This window comes from Conexibacter sp. S30A1, assembly GCF_023330665.1.
GTDB lineage: Bacteria > Actinomycetota > Thermoleophilia > Solirubrobacterales > Solirubrobacteraceae > Palsa-465.
The window spans coordinates 1,965,241-1,979,308 of record NZ_CP097127.1; the positions used below are offsets into that span (position 1 = coordinate 1,965,241).

The window sequence follows — 14,068 nt, forward strand, 5'->3', positions numbered from 1 at the left end:
CCCTTTCGTCCTGGTTCAGCGACGGCTCGGCGCATCTCAGCGAGGCCGAAACTAACCCCATCGACCATGCGTGTACAAGATCCACGCGTATACCCGGACAAACTCGGACAGGCCAGGAGCGGCACCAGATCTAGCGGGCGCAGCTTGACGAGCGAGATAGGAGGCATACGATTGGCCGTCAATGACGCTGGGGGACCGGCAATCAGACGACCGGCAGGCACCGCGGACCATCCATACGCGGGCAGAACTCGCGCGTCAGCTGACTGCACTACGGGTCCGTGCCGGGCTCACGGTGCGCGAACTAGCCCGCCGGCTCGGGGTGCCAACGGCGACGGTCGGCGATTACTGCAGCGGACGACACCTCCCGGGGCCAGCGCAGCTTGAGCTGTTCAGGTCGATTCTGCGTGAGTGCGGCGTCAGTGAAGGTGAGCTGCGAGACTGGGTCGACGTGCTCACGCGTGTGCGCCTGAGTTCCGACGCTCGCGTTGGTCACCATGGCACGCCGTACCGGGGACTTGAGCCCTTCCGGGCGGAGGACGCTGAGCTGTTCTTCGGGCGGGAGGCAGCGATCGAGGATCTGCTGGCTCGCATCCAGGAGCTCCGCGCCCAGGGCGTCGCCAACGGCGAAGCGACGCCCGCGATGATCCTCGTGATCGGATCGTCGGGGTCGGGCAAATCATCCCTGCTGAGAGCCGGCATCGAGGCGCGGCTCCGCTCCGATCATGGCGCCAACGGCATCGGGCGCAGCCCGGTGGCACTCATGACACCCGGCGAGGATCCCCCCGGCAACCTGCGTAGCGCGCTCGCAGGGATCGGCGTCCCTCCTGGCCTGCTGATCGTCGACCAACTCGAGGAGCTGTTTAGCGTCGCCGAACCACAACGCCGCGCGTTTCTCACGGAGCTCGCCCGTCTGCGAGCACCACAGACGGTGGTGCTCGCAGCGCTGCGAGCCGACTTCTATGACGCGGCGCTACACGAGCCGGCGCTGCTGCCGCTGCTGCGCCAGGGCCCCTACGTGCTCGGCCCGATGACCACAGATGAGGTGCGTCGAGCGATCAAGGAGCCCGCCAAGCGGGCCGGAGCGACTGTGGAGGACGGGCTGGTGGAGCTTGTGCTCGCGGACCTCGCGCCCGGAAGTCCGACCGGTTTTGCCTACGATGCAGGCGCGCTGCCGCTGCTCTCCCACGCGCTGCACGCGACCTGGGAGCGTGCGCGACGCAACCAGCTCACGGTTGCTGACTACCACGCCGTGGGTGGTTTGCGGGGCGCGATCCGCCAGAGCGCCGAGCAGCTCTATGCCGAGCTGCGGCCGCACGAACGCGAACAGGCACGGCGCCTGCTGCTGCGCCTGGTCCGCACCCGCCCCGGCGCGCCACCCACACGACAGCGAGTGTCGATCACCGAGCTTGACGACCCCGAAGGCGTGCTCGACCGCTTCATCGCAGCGCGCCTGCTGACCGCCAGCACAGAGGGAGTCACCATCACACACGAGGCGCTGCTCGCAGCATGGCCGCGCCTGGCGCTCTGGCTGGAGCGCGACCAGGCGGGCATCGTTCTCCACCACCAGCTCACGGACGCCGCCAACGCCTGGGAGGCGGCCGGTCACGACCCGTCGCTGCTGCTGCGCGGCGCACGCCTCGAGGCGATCCGTGGATGGGCGACCACCGCCGACAACGAGTCAGATCTGAACGCACTCGAACGCCGGTTCCTGGACGCCAGCCGCGCGGCGGTCGCCGCCGAGCGACACGCAGCGCGGCGGCGCGCACGCCGGACACGGCAGCTGCTGGCCGTGGTGGCGGCGCTGGCTGTCACCGCGATCGTGCTGGCGGTGGTGGCGATGCACGCGCGCCAGGTCGCCTACACGGCGCGCAACCAGGCGCTTTCGCGGCAGGTTGCGATCGAAGCACAGACGTTGTCGAGCACCGACCCGGCGCTGGCGATGCAGCTCGCCGTCGCGGCGTACCGGATCGCGCCGACAACGCAGGCGACCAGCACGCTGCTTGATTCCTCGGCGGGCGAGCGGCCGACCCGCGTGCTCGGCCCGATCGGGCCGAGCACCCTGGCGGTCGACGGCAGCGGACGCATCCTCGCGGTCGCCTATGCCAACAGCAACCAGGTGAGGCTCTACCGCCTCACGAGCGGGGTCCCGCAGCGCCTGGCAACGGTGACGGCCGGCTCCGCCCCGGCGAGCACGTTTGCCGTGGCGGTGAACGCGCGCGGCAGTCTCCTAGCCGCCGGTGGCAGCAACCACCAGGTGCGGGTCTGGAGCCTGGCCAACGTCGCTCACCCGCACCTGCTGGCGGTGCTACGAGCCGGGGCCGGCACCGTGTATGGCCTCAGCTTCAGCCCAGCCGGCAGCGCGCTGGCCGCCGCCAACTCCGATGGCAGCATCGCGCGCTGGTCGTTTGCCGCTCCCTCGCGGCCGACACCACAGGCGACACTGGAGGCGCCGCAGCATCCGGCGCTGCAGGCGGTCGCCTACAGCCCGAGCGGCCGCACGCTCGCCGCAGCCGGCGCCAGCGGAGAGCTGGTCCTCTGGGCGACACACGGCTCAACCGCACCGCTTGCCTCATTGAGCGCCGGCGCGACCACGCTGACCACCGTCGCCTACAGCCCAAACGGCCGCACACTCGCAGCCGGCGCGCAGGACGCGCTTATCTACCTGTGGCACCTCTCAACCGGTGGCCAGATCCAGGCTGGCCACGCACCGCTGCACGGCTTCAGCAGCTGGGTTGACTCGCTGGCCTTCAGCCACAACGGCCGCTACCTGACAGCAGGCGACTCGGACGAGACGCTGAGGGTCTGGTCGACGTCCAGCTGGCACCAGATCGGCCCACCGCTGCCACACCCCGCACCGGTCACCGGCGCCGCCTTCAGCGCCGACGACCGTCAGCTGATAACCGTCGACGAGAACGGAACCATGCGCCTGTGGCAGTTCCCGCCGCCCAGCACCTACACCGCACCGGGCGGCATCTACACGACCGATTTCACGGCCAACGCCCGCGAGCTTGCGGTGATCAGCGGCGGACCACGCGGCGACGCCGAGCTCTGGAACGTGGCTGACCCACAGCTTCCAAGGCGGATTGCATCGGTGCACATGCCGGCCGCCTTCGGCCCGGTCGCCGCCGTCGGCGCGTTGAGCTCGAACGGCAGGCTGTTGGCAGTTGGCAACGCCGCCGCCAAAGTCCAGCTCGTGAGCCTCAGCAACAGCGGCCGAGCGCGACTGCTCGGCCACGAGCTGAAGGGCGCCGTGCCCTACATCGAGCAGATCAACTTCAGTCCCAACCTGCGGCTGCTTTCGGTCGGTGACGACGCCGGCCGCATCCACATGTGGGACATCACCAACCCCGCGCACCCGATCGCCCTGCCGACGATCGATAAGAAGGGCACATCGAACAACGTCTTCGGGATCGCATACAGCCCCAACGGACGGTTGATGGCCGTAGCGTGCGCCGACGGCGAGGTCTGGCTGTGGGACATCGCCAACCCGCGCGCGCCGCGCTTGCTGGCGCGGCTCAAGGGCTTTGCGAGCTACGCCTACACGGTTGCATTCAGCCCCAACGGCCAGGTGCTCGCGGCCGGCAGCGCCGACGATACGGTCCGCCTATGGGACCTGCGCCGACCGTCCGCGCCACGGCTGCTCGCCCGCCTGACCGGTCCCACCAGCACCGTCTACCAGGTCGCGATCAGCCCCCAGGGCTCCACCCTGGCGGCCTCCACCACGGGCGGCCAGGTCTGGCTGTGGAGCATCGATAACCCGGCCAAGCCTAAGGTGATCGCTACATTGACAGCCGCCACCGGCGAGGTCTTCGACGTCAACTTCAGCCCTGACGGCAGAACCCTGGTCGCCGGCGGCACAAATGACACGCTGACCTTCTGGGACTTCCACCCCGCCCAGGTCGCCGCGCAGATCTGCTCGCTTGCGGGCTCGCCAATCACGCGCGCTGAGTGGTCACAGTACGTGCAGGGCGCCGCCTACCAGCCACCCTGCCGTTAGCAGGTTGTGGCGGGCTGGTAGGCGGGGCATGGACCCGCTGGTGCCGCTGGCTTTCTAACATGCCGCGCAGTGGTCAGACGTCGCTCCTACCCGGTCTGGCTCATCCGTGCCCTGGTCCTGTTTGCGCTGGCAATGACCGCCTTTGCGGCGGTCGTCTCGCGTGAACTCCACTCCACCACGCTCGGACGCCGGGTCGCAATAGCCGATTATGTAGCGCTCGAGACCGGCAGCCTCGGCGCCACACAGCGCGCGCTCGCCCGCCAGCTGGCGGTTGCGGCCTACCAGATCTCACCCACGGTCACGGCCAGTTCGGAACTGCTCGACCTGACCGGCGGGTTGATGCCGGCGAGTCTGGCCCAGGGCCCAAACCCCAGCGCCGGACCTGCCACAACACCCCCGATCCCCGCGATCCAGCTCACGGCCGCGAGACGGGCGCTGACCCTCACCCGGGCAATCACGCCGCTCGAGCGCTCGCTGCTCAGCCCGGATGGAATGCTCCTGGTCGCGGCCGGCAGCAACGGGCTGATCTACCTATGGACGCTCACCAACCCGTCCAGCCCGCAGCTTGCGGCCGCTCTCAGCGGCCCCACCTCGCCGGTCACAGGGCTGGCGCTGAACGCCGATGCCGGAACCCTGGCCGTGGCGACCCGAGCGGGCCAGATATGGCTCTACGCGGTCGGGTCCCCCGGGCAGGCCACGCTGCAGGCCACGATCACTGGCGCCGGTCGCAGGCTCACGGACATCGCCTTCAGCGCCAACAACCAGGCCCTATTGACCGGCCGACACCACAAGCGCTGGTACTTTCGCGCCTACCAGGCGGCCCAGCGCGTCTGTGCGCTTGCCACCAGCACCTTGACGGCCGCCCAATGGGCGCTGTACGTGCCACAGCTTGCCTACCGGCCACCGTGCCCGGCCACCTGAGCCTCACCTCCCGACTGGAACGCGGCGCTCAGGTGCCGACTGCGCCGGCCAGCGGCTCCCCGGCGGGGTGCGTTGCCTCCAGCAGCGTCGAGGTGCGCGCGAGCATGGCACTTGACGGGCTGGCGGAGCCGAGCGCCTCCAGCAGCTGCTGCCCGTCGATCAGAGCACAGCGACAGCCCTCGCCGGCAACCACGTTGGCGGTGCGAGGGATGTGCCTGAGGATGCCGATCTCACCGAAGTAGTCGGGCGCCGACATCGTCCGACCGGTTTGGCCGGGGCGCCAGCCTCACCATTCAAGCTCACCTCGACCGAGCCCTCCATCAGCACGTACAGGTAGTCCGCGTGCTCCCCCTGGTTGATGATCGGCGCGCCCGCCTCAAACGAGCGTTCCGCCGCGTCAGCAGCAAGCCGCTCGAGCAGCGTCCGGCTCGCCGCCGCGAAGATCCCAAGCTGCTCAAGCAGCGCCACCTTGGGCGCGAGCAGCGCGCTCGCAGCAGCGGTGTCGCGGTCGACGCGGCGCATCGCGGGCAGCGCCGCCAGCGCCACCAGCGAGGGTGCGAGCGCCATCGTCCAGAGGCCCGCATCCAGCCCGAAACTGGTCGTGATCGCGGGCGTGATCACCGTCCCGAGCCCGATCGCGGCGATGATGAACGCCCAGAAGCTGCCCATCACCCGCCCGAGCTGATCCCTCGGCACGGCGCGCTGCAGGGCCGTGATCGCGATCACGTCAACGACCAGCGTCGAGCCGCCGCGCACGACCTCCACAGCGAACGCCAGCGCGGGCGAGTGGATCACGACCATCAGCGCCGTGGGCAGCGTATAGCCGGCCACGCCGGCGAAGATCACCCAAGCGAGACTGGCGCGCGCCGCCAGACGGTTGACGGTGCTAGCCATCAGCACGCCACCGACCCCAAGTCCCGCCAGCAGGTAGCCGAATCCATCCGCACCGGTCCCCAGCTTGTGAGCCGATACGCCGATGAACAGAACCGTGTCGGTGCCGTAGATGAAGGAGACCAGCGCGCACATCGCGACCAGAGCCCGGGCCGAGCGGGCGCCCAGGATCGCCCTGACGCCGACCAGCATCTGCGCAAGCACGCCGGCCGTGCCGCCCTCGGTCACGTCCACCTTGGTGCCGCGGAAGCTGATCCGGGTGACGAGCAGGGCAGCAACGGCAAACGTGGCGGCGTTCACGAAAAAGACCACCGCCGCGGAGCTGAAGGCGAGCAGCAGGGCGCCCAGCGCGGGTCCGATGATCACGACCAGGTTGTCAATCGTCGACTGCAACGCGTTGGCGGCGACCAGCTCGCTCTCGGGAACCATGCTCGGCACGGTTGCGCCAACCGCCGGCATCGTGAAGGTTCCGGTGGATGAGGTCAGGGCGGCCAGCGCCAGCACCAGCAGGATCGGCCCGTGCGCGAGCACGACCACGGCCAGCAGGCCCTGCCAGACGAAACTGAGGCTGTTTGTGAAGAGCAGCAGGCGGAAGCGATCGGAGCGCTCCACCACCACACCGCTGTAGGGGCTGAGCAGCAGCGACGGCAGGAAGCGGACGAGTCCGGCAGCCCCGACCCACGCGAGCGAGTGCGTGCGGGTGTAGACGAGCGCGAGCAGCGCCGCGTTGTAGGCCCAGCTGCCCGTTGCTGAGACCGCCAGGCCAGTGAACAGCAGCCGGACGTCGCGGATCGCAAGCACAGAGCGGTAGGTGGCAAGCCACCGCCGCGATTCCCGCCCCGACCCGCCCGTAGCGACCACGGCCGGGAAGCCTATACCGAATGGGGGCGGCACGCCGGTGCCGCCCCCATCATCAGTGCCGGCCAGCCGTTATCACGGCGGCTCCGGCGTCATGAACGACAGCGCCACAGAGACCGACCCATCCGCGCGCAGGGTGGCGATCCGCCGGCCGGGCGCCGAGGCCGGACGGATCGGCTCGAGTCGCTCGCCCAGGCGCTCGGCCAGCTGCTCGAGGCTGATCACGACGATCGCGAGCCCCGCGAAGCGTGTCTCCTCGACACCCAACTCGGGGCGCTCAACGACCTCAAGCATTGCCGGCCCCAGCCGCCTTGTGGCCGTCCGCCCATGCTCGCCGGGCTTCGTGCGGCCGAGCTCGACCCCCGCTCGCGCAAATGCCGCGGTCGTGCGCTCGAGGCTCGAGCTGTGGATGACGACATGGTCGACGCCGGTCGCACCGTTGGGGTGGGTCTTGAACGGCGGTGGGTAGAGCACGCGCGGTACCGGGCTTGAAAGCCCGTCGATCGACCCCATGGCGTTGACGCGCATAAGCGACCAGGCGGTGATGCCAGAGCCCTCGCCGCCCAGGCGGATGCGCACACCGCCGATGTCGAGGTGGCCTACGGAGTCAACCTCGAACCCAAGCGCCTGCCAGCGCTCGGGCGGGTCAGCGATCACGAGCTCTGCCAGCTCGGGCTCACGCGGAAGCTGCATCGGCGCAGTTTGACCGATCAGTCCGCCGCCAGCTCGATCGCACGCGCAAACACGGCGTCGAGCATCGGCTCGGTCAGTCGGCCGGTGAACGTGTTCTGCTGCGAGACGTGGTAGCTGGCGAGCAACCGCAGCTGGCCCAGCGCGAGCTCGGCGCCGTGCGTGAAGCGCGGCCGTGGGCGCGGCACGCCGTCAAGCAGGCGCAATGCCGCATCCCAGGCAAATCCCCCCAGGCAGACCACCACGCGCACCTTCTCCAGCAGCCCGAGCTCGGCCGCAAGCCACGGGGCGCAACGGTCGCGCTCATCCGGCGTTGGGCGGTTGGCGGGCGGCGCGCAGCGCACCGCCGCCGTCACCCAGCAGTCGCGCAGCACAAGACCGTCGTCGCGGGCCACCGACTGCGGCTGGTTGGCGAGCCCCGCCCGCCAGAGCGCGGCAAACAGCCAGTCGCCGGAGCGGTCGCCGGTGAAGACCCTGCCGGTGCGGTTGCCGCCGTGCGCCGCCGGCGCGAGCCCGAGCACGACGATGCGCGCCGCCGGATCGCCGAAGCCGGCCACCGGCCGCCCCCAGTAGGTTTGGTCTGAGAACGCCGCGCGCCGCTCGACGGCGACCCGCTCGCGCCAGGCGACCAGCCGTGGGCAGCGCCGGCAGGCGACCACCTCCGCCTCCACCTGCGCGAGCTGCTCAGCGGCAGCTATCGGCCCAGGACCTCGTAGCGCGCCTCGGTGGCAGCCTTCTGGGGCTCCCACCAGGCGCGGTTGGCGCGATACCAGGCGACGGTGTCGGCCAGCCCGCGCTCGAAGTCGGCGTAGCGCGGCCGCCAGCCCAGCTCGTCGCGCAGCTTGGAGGCGTCTATCGCGTAGCGCAGATCGTGACCCGGCCGGTCGTCCACCAGCTCATAGTCATCCGCCGCCCGGCCCATCAGGCGAAGCAGCAGCTCGACGACACGGCGGTTTGAGCACTCGCCGTCAGCCCCGATCAGGTATGTCTCACCGATCCGCCCACGCTCAAGGATCGCCAGCACCCCGGAGGAGTGATCCTCGGTGTGGATCCAGTCGCGCACGTTCTCGCCGCGGCCGTAGAGCTTCGGCCGCCGCCCCGACAGAACCTCCGTGATCTGGCGCGGGATGAACTTTTCGACGTGCTGGTAGGGGCCGTAGTTGTTTGAGCAGTTGGAGATCGTCGCCTGCACGCCGAAGCTGCGCGCCCAGGCGCGCACCAGCAGGTCCGATCCGGCCTTGGTGCTCGAGTACGGGCTCGACGGGTTATACGGGGTCTGTGGCGTGAAGCGCGCCGGGTCATCGAGCGCAAGGTCGCCGTAGACCTCGTCGGTTGAGATGTGGTGCAGGCGCCGACCGTGCCGGCGCACCGCCTCCAGCACGTGGTAGGTGCCGACGACGTTGGTGTGCACGAACGGAAAGGGCGAGTGCAGCGAGTTGTCGTTGTGGGACTCCGCCGCGAAGTGCACGACCGCGTCGCACTCCGCCACGGCCCCCTCCAGCGCCTGCTCGTCACATATGTCGCCGACCACCAGTGAGACGCGATCGAGCCCCTCGACGTTGCGCCGGTCACCGGCGTAGGTCAAGAGGTCGTAGACGACGATCTCCCAGTCGGGCCGCTCGCGCTGGACATGGCGCACGAAGTTCGAGCCGATGAAGCCCGCGCCACCGGTGACGAGCAGTCTCACGGGGCCACCCGCCTCACGCGGCCACCCGCGCCGCCAGGTAGGCGTTCAGCCCGTCATGCCAGTCCGGCAGCACCGGCGCCCCCGGGCGCTCCGAGCGCAGCACGCTGTAGGCGGGGCGCCGCGCCGGGCGCGGGAACTCCGCGGTGCTGCAGGGCCTCACCTCCACATCCACGTCCGCCGCGCGCATGATCTCGACCGCAAAGTCATACCAGGAGCCCTCGCCCGCTGCCGCCAAGTGCAGGATGCCGAGCGGCGGCCCACCAGCCGCCAGATCCACCAGCGCCTGCGCCAGGTGACCAGTGAACGTCGGGCAGCCGACCTGGTCGTCAACCACAGTCAGCAGATCTCGCTCAGACGCAAGCTTCAGCATCGTGGCCGGAAAGCAGTGGCCCGCAACCCCGAAGAGCCAGGATGTGCGCACGATCGTGTGCGCAGCCGGGGCTGCCAGCGCGACCGCCCGCTCGCCGAGCAGCTTCGTGGAGCCGTAGACCGAGCCCGGGCCGGTCGGGTCAGACTCCACGTAGGGCGTCCCCTTCGCACCGTCAAACACGTAATCGGTCGAGACGTGCAGCACCCACGCCCCCGCGGCTGCGGCCGCCGCCGCGACGAAGCCGGCCCCAGCGGCGTTGACCGCGGCGGCGCCGTCCGGGTCTGACTCGGCGGCGTCAACGTTGGTGTAGGCGGCACAGTTGATCACCACCTCCGGGCGCTCGCGGGTGACCGCGTCGAGCGCCGCCTCGCGCACGCTCACGTCGAGCCGGTCCCGGCCAAGCGCGACCACCTCGAAGCCGCGGGCAGCCGCCACTGCCGCAACGTCGGTGGCGAGCATGCCGCCTGCACCGGTGATCAGGAGCCTCATCGCCCGCAAGCGTAGTGCCGTGCGCACCGATGGACTTATCCAAATGGCCAGCCGCGCACCCCGACCGATTAGCCTTTGGCGTATGGCCGCACACTCCAGGCGCGCCTAAGCTGGCGCCAACATGCTCGCCGAGACCCTGACCGACGGCTACGCGATCCCGGAGGGTTGCTACGACGAGCTGCTCAGGCCCGACGGCCGGGCGCACCCGCACGTGGCCGCGCTCGCGCAGGCGCTCGAGCGCCTCGGCCCGGAGGCGCTGCTCGCGGCCGGACGGCGTCGCGACGCGATCTTCATGCAGCAGGGGATCACCTTCGAGGTTGCGGGCTCCGACGGCGAGCGCCGCGACCGGCCGTTCCCGCTGGACCTCGTGCCGCGCGTGCTGACCGCCGCCGAATGGACCGTGATCAAACGCGGGTTGGCGCAGCGCATCCGCGCGCTGAACGCCTTCGTGGACGACGTTTACCACACGCGCGAGATCGTGCGCGCGGGGATCGTGCCGTGGTCGCTGATCGTCACCCGCCCGAGCTTTGCGCGGCCCGTGCACGGCGTCCGCGCCCCCGGCGGCGTCTACACGCACGTCTGCGGCTGCGATCTGGTGCGCGGCGGCGACGGCGGCTGGCGCGTGCTGGAGGACAACGTGCGCACCCCCTCGGGCATCTCCTACGTGCTGGAGAACCGCCTGGCGATGACGCGCCTGATGCCCGAGCTGTTCGCCGGCCAGCGGGTGCGCCCGGTGGACAACTACCCGTCGTTGTTGCTGGATGCGCTGCAGGCGGTCGCGCCCGCGGCCGAGGGCGAGCCGACCGTGGTGCTCTGGACTCCGGGGCCGCTGAACGGCGCCTACTTCGAGCACGCGTTCCTCGCGCGCGAAATGGGTATCGAGCTGGTCGAGGCATCTGATTTGGTGGTGCGCGACGCCACCTGTTACATGCGCACCACGGCCGGCCTCAAGCGGGTGCACACGATCTACCGCCGGCTCGACGACGACTTCATCGACCCGCTCGCCTTCCGCCCGGACTCGGTGCTCGGCGTGCCCGGGCTGGTGCGCGCCTACCGCGCGGGCTCGGTCGCGATCGCCAACGCGATCGGCACCGGGGTCGCCGACGACAAGGCGATCTACCACTACGCGCCCGACATGATCCGCTTCTACCTGTCGGAGGAGCCGATCCTCGAAAACGTCCCGACCTACCTGCTCGGCGACGAGCAGCTCCGTGCCTGGGTGCTCGAACGCCTGCACGAGCTGGTGGTCAAGCCGACCTCGGAGTCCGGCGGCAAAGGCGTCTTCATCGGCCCGCAGGCGAGCGCCTCAGAACTCGAGCACCAGGCCCGCCTGATCCAGGCAAGCCCCGAGCTGTTCATCGCCCAGGAGCTCGTGCACCTCTCGACGGTCCCGACCGAGACCGGTGACGGACACCTGGCCCCGCGCCACGTCGATCTGCGCCCTTTCGCACTGTTCGGGGACGAGATCCGCATCGTGCCGGGCGGCCTCACACGCGTCGCGCTCGAGGAGGGTTCGATGATCGTCAACTCCTCGCGCGGGGGCGGCTCCAAGGACACCTGGGTGCTCGAGGACGGCGACGCCGCCGAGCCGCCGGTCCCGGGCCTCGCCGCGCGCGAGCCGCCGCGCCTGCCCGACGTGCGCTTTGGCGGCTGGCACGGCCAGGCGCAGCAGCAACAGCAGAGCCGTGAGGACGGGGTTGCTACGGCCGCTGACCCGCTCGGTCAGCGGCCTACCTAGATGCTCGCGCGGATCGCCCAGGAGCTGTACTGGCTCGGTCGCGGCCTGACGCGCGCCGAGCACACGGCCCGCATGCTCGACGGCGCCTTCCACGCGGACGTCGCCGGCGGGGTCGGGGTCGGGACGGTGTCGGGCACGATCGCGGCGCGTTCCGGCGTCGCGCTGAGCTGGAGCGGCGTGCTGGCGGTGATCGGCGCCAAGCCGCCCGCGCCCGGCGAGGGCCCGGCCGAGGGGGCCGAGGCGGCCGCCGCGGAGGCCGCCGGCCACGCACCGGCGGGCCTCCTGGGCCGGCGCGAGATCGCGCCGCTGCTGACACTCGACACCGAGAGCCCCGCGTCTGTGGTCTCGTGCGTGTACCGCGCGCGCGAGCGGGCCCGCACCCTGCGCGACGTGGTCTCCACGGAGATGTGGCAGGCGCTCAACTCCTTCTACCTCTCGCTCGGGCGCTACGACCTGGAGGCGGCACTCGCAACCGGACCCTACTCCGTCTACCAGGAGGTGAAGGAGCGCTGCGCGCTCTTCTGGGGGCTTTTAGACCGCACGATGCTGCGCGACGAGGCGTGCTGGTTTTTGGACGCCGGCGGCCGCATCGAGGAGGCCGACATGGTGCTGCGCATGCTGCGTGTCGCCATCCCCGCCGAGCCGACCAGCGATGAGCCGCAGACGGCCCATGAGGCCGAGGCGCTCGCGCTGCTGCAGGCGGTCGGGGGCTTTCAGGCCTTCCGCCGCCAGCTGCGCCGCGCCCCGACGCTCGACCGCGTCGGGCGCTTCCTGCTCTACGACGCCCAGTACCCGGGCTCGGTCAGGGCATCGCTCGAGGAGCTGCGCGACGCGCTCGAGAGCGCGGACCCGGCGCCGCGTCAGGCGCCGCCAGTGCTGCGGCTCGGGCGGCTGATCGCGGAGCTGGAGATGGCGCAGCGCATGGCCACGGGCACCGAACCGCTGGTCTCGAGCCTGCGCCGCGTGCAGAACGAGCTCGAGCTGGTGGACCGTGAGATTGACGAGCGATACTTCGCGGTGGCCGCTGCGGCCGCCCTGCACTTCGAGTTCTGAGAGCTGCTGCGCATGACCGAGACGGCCGATAGAACTCGCGTGATGCAGTTCACGATCCGGTACCTGAGCCGGTACTGCTACGAGGCCGACGTCGTCGACAACATCAACGCGCTGCGCGTGCGCCCGGCGTCCACCGCCACCCAGCGCGTCGACGACTTCACGCTGCGCCTGACGCCCGACGCCCGCCAGTACCGGCACGAGGACTACTTCGGGACCGAGGTCATCGAGTTCGAGGTCACGCGCCCGCACCGCGAGCTGGTGATCGACGCGCTCGCACACGTGCGCACCGAGACGCCCGCCGAACCGTCGGGCTGCGGTTGGGAAGCGCTGGCCGACGGTGCCTATCGCGACAGCGGCAGCGAGTTTGTGATGCAGACAGATGAGGCTCCGGGGCACCGGCTGCTTGAAGAGTTGGAAGGCGAACTGGCCGAGACAGGCAGCCCGCTTGAGGCGGTTCTGCTGGTCGCAGAGCTGATCCCGGGCTGGCTTGAGTACCGCAAGGGCGCCACCTACGTCGACTCCTCGCTCGCGCACGTGCTGGACATCCGCGCGGGTGTCTGCCAGGACTTCGTCCACCTGGGGCTGCACCTGTTGCGCCGCCGTGGGATCGCGGCGCGCTACGTCTCGGGCTACCTGTACACGCGCGGAGCGGACCAGAATGCCGGCGAGCAGGAGGCTTCCGGCGAGCCGTCGGTCGAAGTGGATACGCACGCCTGGATCGAGGCGCTGGTTCCCCAGGACCAGGAGCGGCCGCGCTGGATCGGGATCGACCCGACCAACCGTGGCCTGGCCGGCGAGCGCCACGTGAAGATCGGCCACGGCCGCCACTACGCTGACGTGCCGCCGATCAAGGGCGTCTACCGCGGCCTGGCAAGCTCGACGCTCGAGGCCAGCGTGACGATGACCCGGCTCTGAGGCGCGCCTCGCTCACACCTGGCTAAGCGGGCATCGGCTCAGATGGTTGTGAGCAGCTCCACGTCGCCGCCCTGGGCGAGAGCGGCGATCCCGCTGTCGAATGTCACAAGGCGGACCCCGTGACGGCGCGCCAACGTGAGCAGGTGTGCATCGGTCACCTGTCGATAGCCGTGGACCTCCGGCACGTCGGGATCGCACTCAGACACCTCATCACCCAGGAAGCGGTGTCCCTCAGCGGCACGAAGCGCGACCAGCACCGCGCGCGCCGCTGCGACTCCGATCGGACTTGGCAGCACCTTCGGGTTCGAGGAGACGCGCACGAAGCCGCTCTCGGTAACCGGGCAGGTCGCCCATCCCGCGCGGCCGCTCGAGCGCATCCAGGAGCGCACCGACGCGTGGTGCACGTGCGAGTCCCAAGCCAGCGCGACGAGCGCGTTGACGTCGAGCAGGCCCACGCCG

The 14,068-nt window shown here is 70.4% G+C and carries 12 protein-coding genes; 5 read left to right on the forward strand and 7 right to left on the reverse strand.

Annotation, left to right across the window (positions count from 1 at the left end; genetic code table 11):
* The first annotated feature begins 181 nt into the window (after positions 1-181).
* Together M3M54_RS09690 and M3M54_RS09695 are read left to right on the forward strand one after the other, a co-directional pair.
* Positions 182-3,997: a helix-turn-helix domain-containing protein gene (locus M3M54_RS09690; RefSeq protein WP_249018840.1), complete on the forward strand. Its 3,816-nt coding sequence runs from the start codon at positions 182-184 to the stop codon at positions 3,995-3,997.
* 69 nt (positions 3,998-4,066) lie between these two features.
* A complete protein-coding gene (locus tag M3M54_RS09695) occupies positions 4,067-4,918 on the forward strand; it encodes a WD40 repeat domain-containing protein (protein WP_249018841.1) in 852 nt (283 codons plus the stop codon).
* Between the two features lie 28 nt (positions 4,919-4,946).
* Here the strand turns inward: M3M54_RS09695 and M3M54_RS16945 are convergent, their stop codons facing one another.
* The 6 genes from M3M54_RS16945 to rfbD all read right to left on the reverse strand — a co-directional run bounded on the left by M3M54_RS16945 (position 4,947) and on the right by rfbD (position 9,903).
* The gene (locus tag M3M54_RS16945) at positions 4,947-5,174 is read right to left on the reverse strand and encodes a cyclic nucleotide-binding domain-containing protein (protein ID WP_371878571.1); all 228 of its coding nucleotides are present in this window, start codon (positions 5,172-5,174) and stop codon (positions 4,947-4,949) included.
* Complete coding sequence (locus tag M3M54_RS09700; RefSeq protein ID WP_249018842.1) at positions 5,078-6,670, reverse strand: MFS transporter; 1,593 nt, start codon at positions 6,668-6,670, stop codon at positions 5,078-5,080. Before M3M54_RS09700 ends, M3M54_RS16945 begins: the two co-directional genes overlap by 97 nt.
* Positions 6,671-6,742: 72 nt before the next feature.
* Positions 6,743-7,360, reverse strand: a complete 618-nt coding sequence (locus M3M54_RS09705) for a VOC family protein (RefSeq protein ID WP_249018843.1) — start codon at positions 7,358-7,360, stop codon at positions 6,743-6,745.
* A gap of 17 nt (positions 7,361-7,377) precedes the next feature.
* The gene (locus M3M54_RS09710; RefSeq protein WP_371878661.1) at positions 7,378-8,109 is read right to left on the reverse strand and encodes a uracil-DNA glycosylase; all 732 of its coding nucleotides are present in this window, start codon (positions 8,107-8,109) and stop codon (positions 7,378-7,380) included.
* Complete coding sequence (rfbB, locus tag M3M54_RS09715) at positions 8,052-9,044, reverse strand: dTDP-glucose 4,6-dehydratase (protein ID WP_249018845.1); 993 nt, start codon at positions 9,042-9,044, stop codon at positions 8,052-8,054. The genes M3M54_RS09710 and rfbB overlap by 58 nt, the downstream gene beginning before the upstream one ends.
* A gap of 13 nt (positions 9,045-9,057) precedes the next feature.
* Positions 9,058-9,903: a dTDP-4-dehydrorhamnose reductase gene (rfbD, locus tag M3M54_RS09720; protein WP_249018846.1), complete on the reverse strand. Its 846-nt coding sequence runs from the start codon at positions 9,901-9,903 to the stop codon at positions 9,058-9,060.
* 121 nt (positions 9,904-10,024) lie between these two features.
* Between rfbD and M3M54_RS09725 the strand changes: the two genes are divergently transcribed.
* The 3 genes from M3M54_RS09725 to M3M54_RS09735 are packed head-to-tail and all read left to right on the forward strand — an operon-like array spanning position 10,025 to position 13,609.
* Positions 10,025-11,641 carry a circularly permuted type 2 ATP-grasp protein gene (locus M3M54_RS09725; RefSeq protein ID WP_249018847.1) on the forward strand — a complete coding sequence of 539 codons (1,617 nt, stop codon included), beginning with the start codon at positions 10,025-10,027 and terminating at the stop codon, positions 11,639-11,641.
* The gene (locus M3M54_RS09730; RefSeq protein WP_249018848.1) at positions 11,642-12,694 is read left to right on the forward strand and encodes an alpha-E domain-containing protein; all 1,053 of its coding nucleotides are present in this window, start codon (positions 11,642-11,644) and stop codon (positions 12,692-12,694) included.
* Positions 12,695-12,706: 12 nt separating this feature from the next.
* Positions 12,707-13,609 (forward strand): transglutaminase family protein, encoded by a 903-nt coding sequence (locus M3M54_RS09735; protein WP_249018849.1) that lies wholly within the window; start codon positions 12,707-12,709, stop codon positions 13,607-13,609.
* A 38-nt stretch (positions 13,610-13,647) separates the two neighbouring features.
* Here M3M54_RS09735 and M3M54_RS09740 read toward each other — a convergent pair whose 3' ends face one another.
* Entirely contained in the window at positions 13,648-14,064 is a 417-nt protein-coding gene (locus tag M3M54_RS09740) for a TA system VapC family ribonuclease toxin (protein ID WP_249018850.1), read from the reverse strand.
* Positions 14,065-14,068 lie beyond the last annotated feature (4 nt).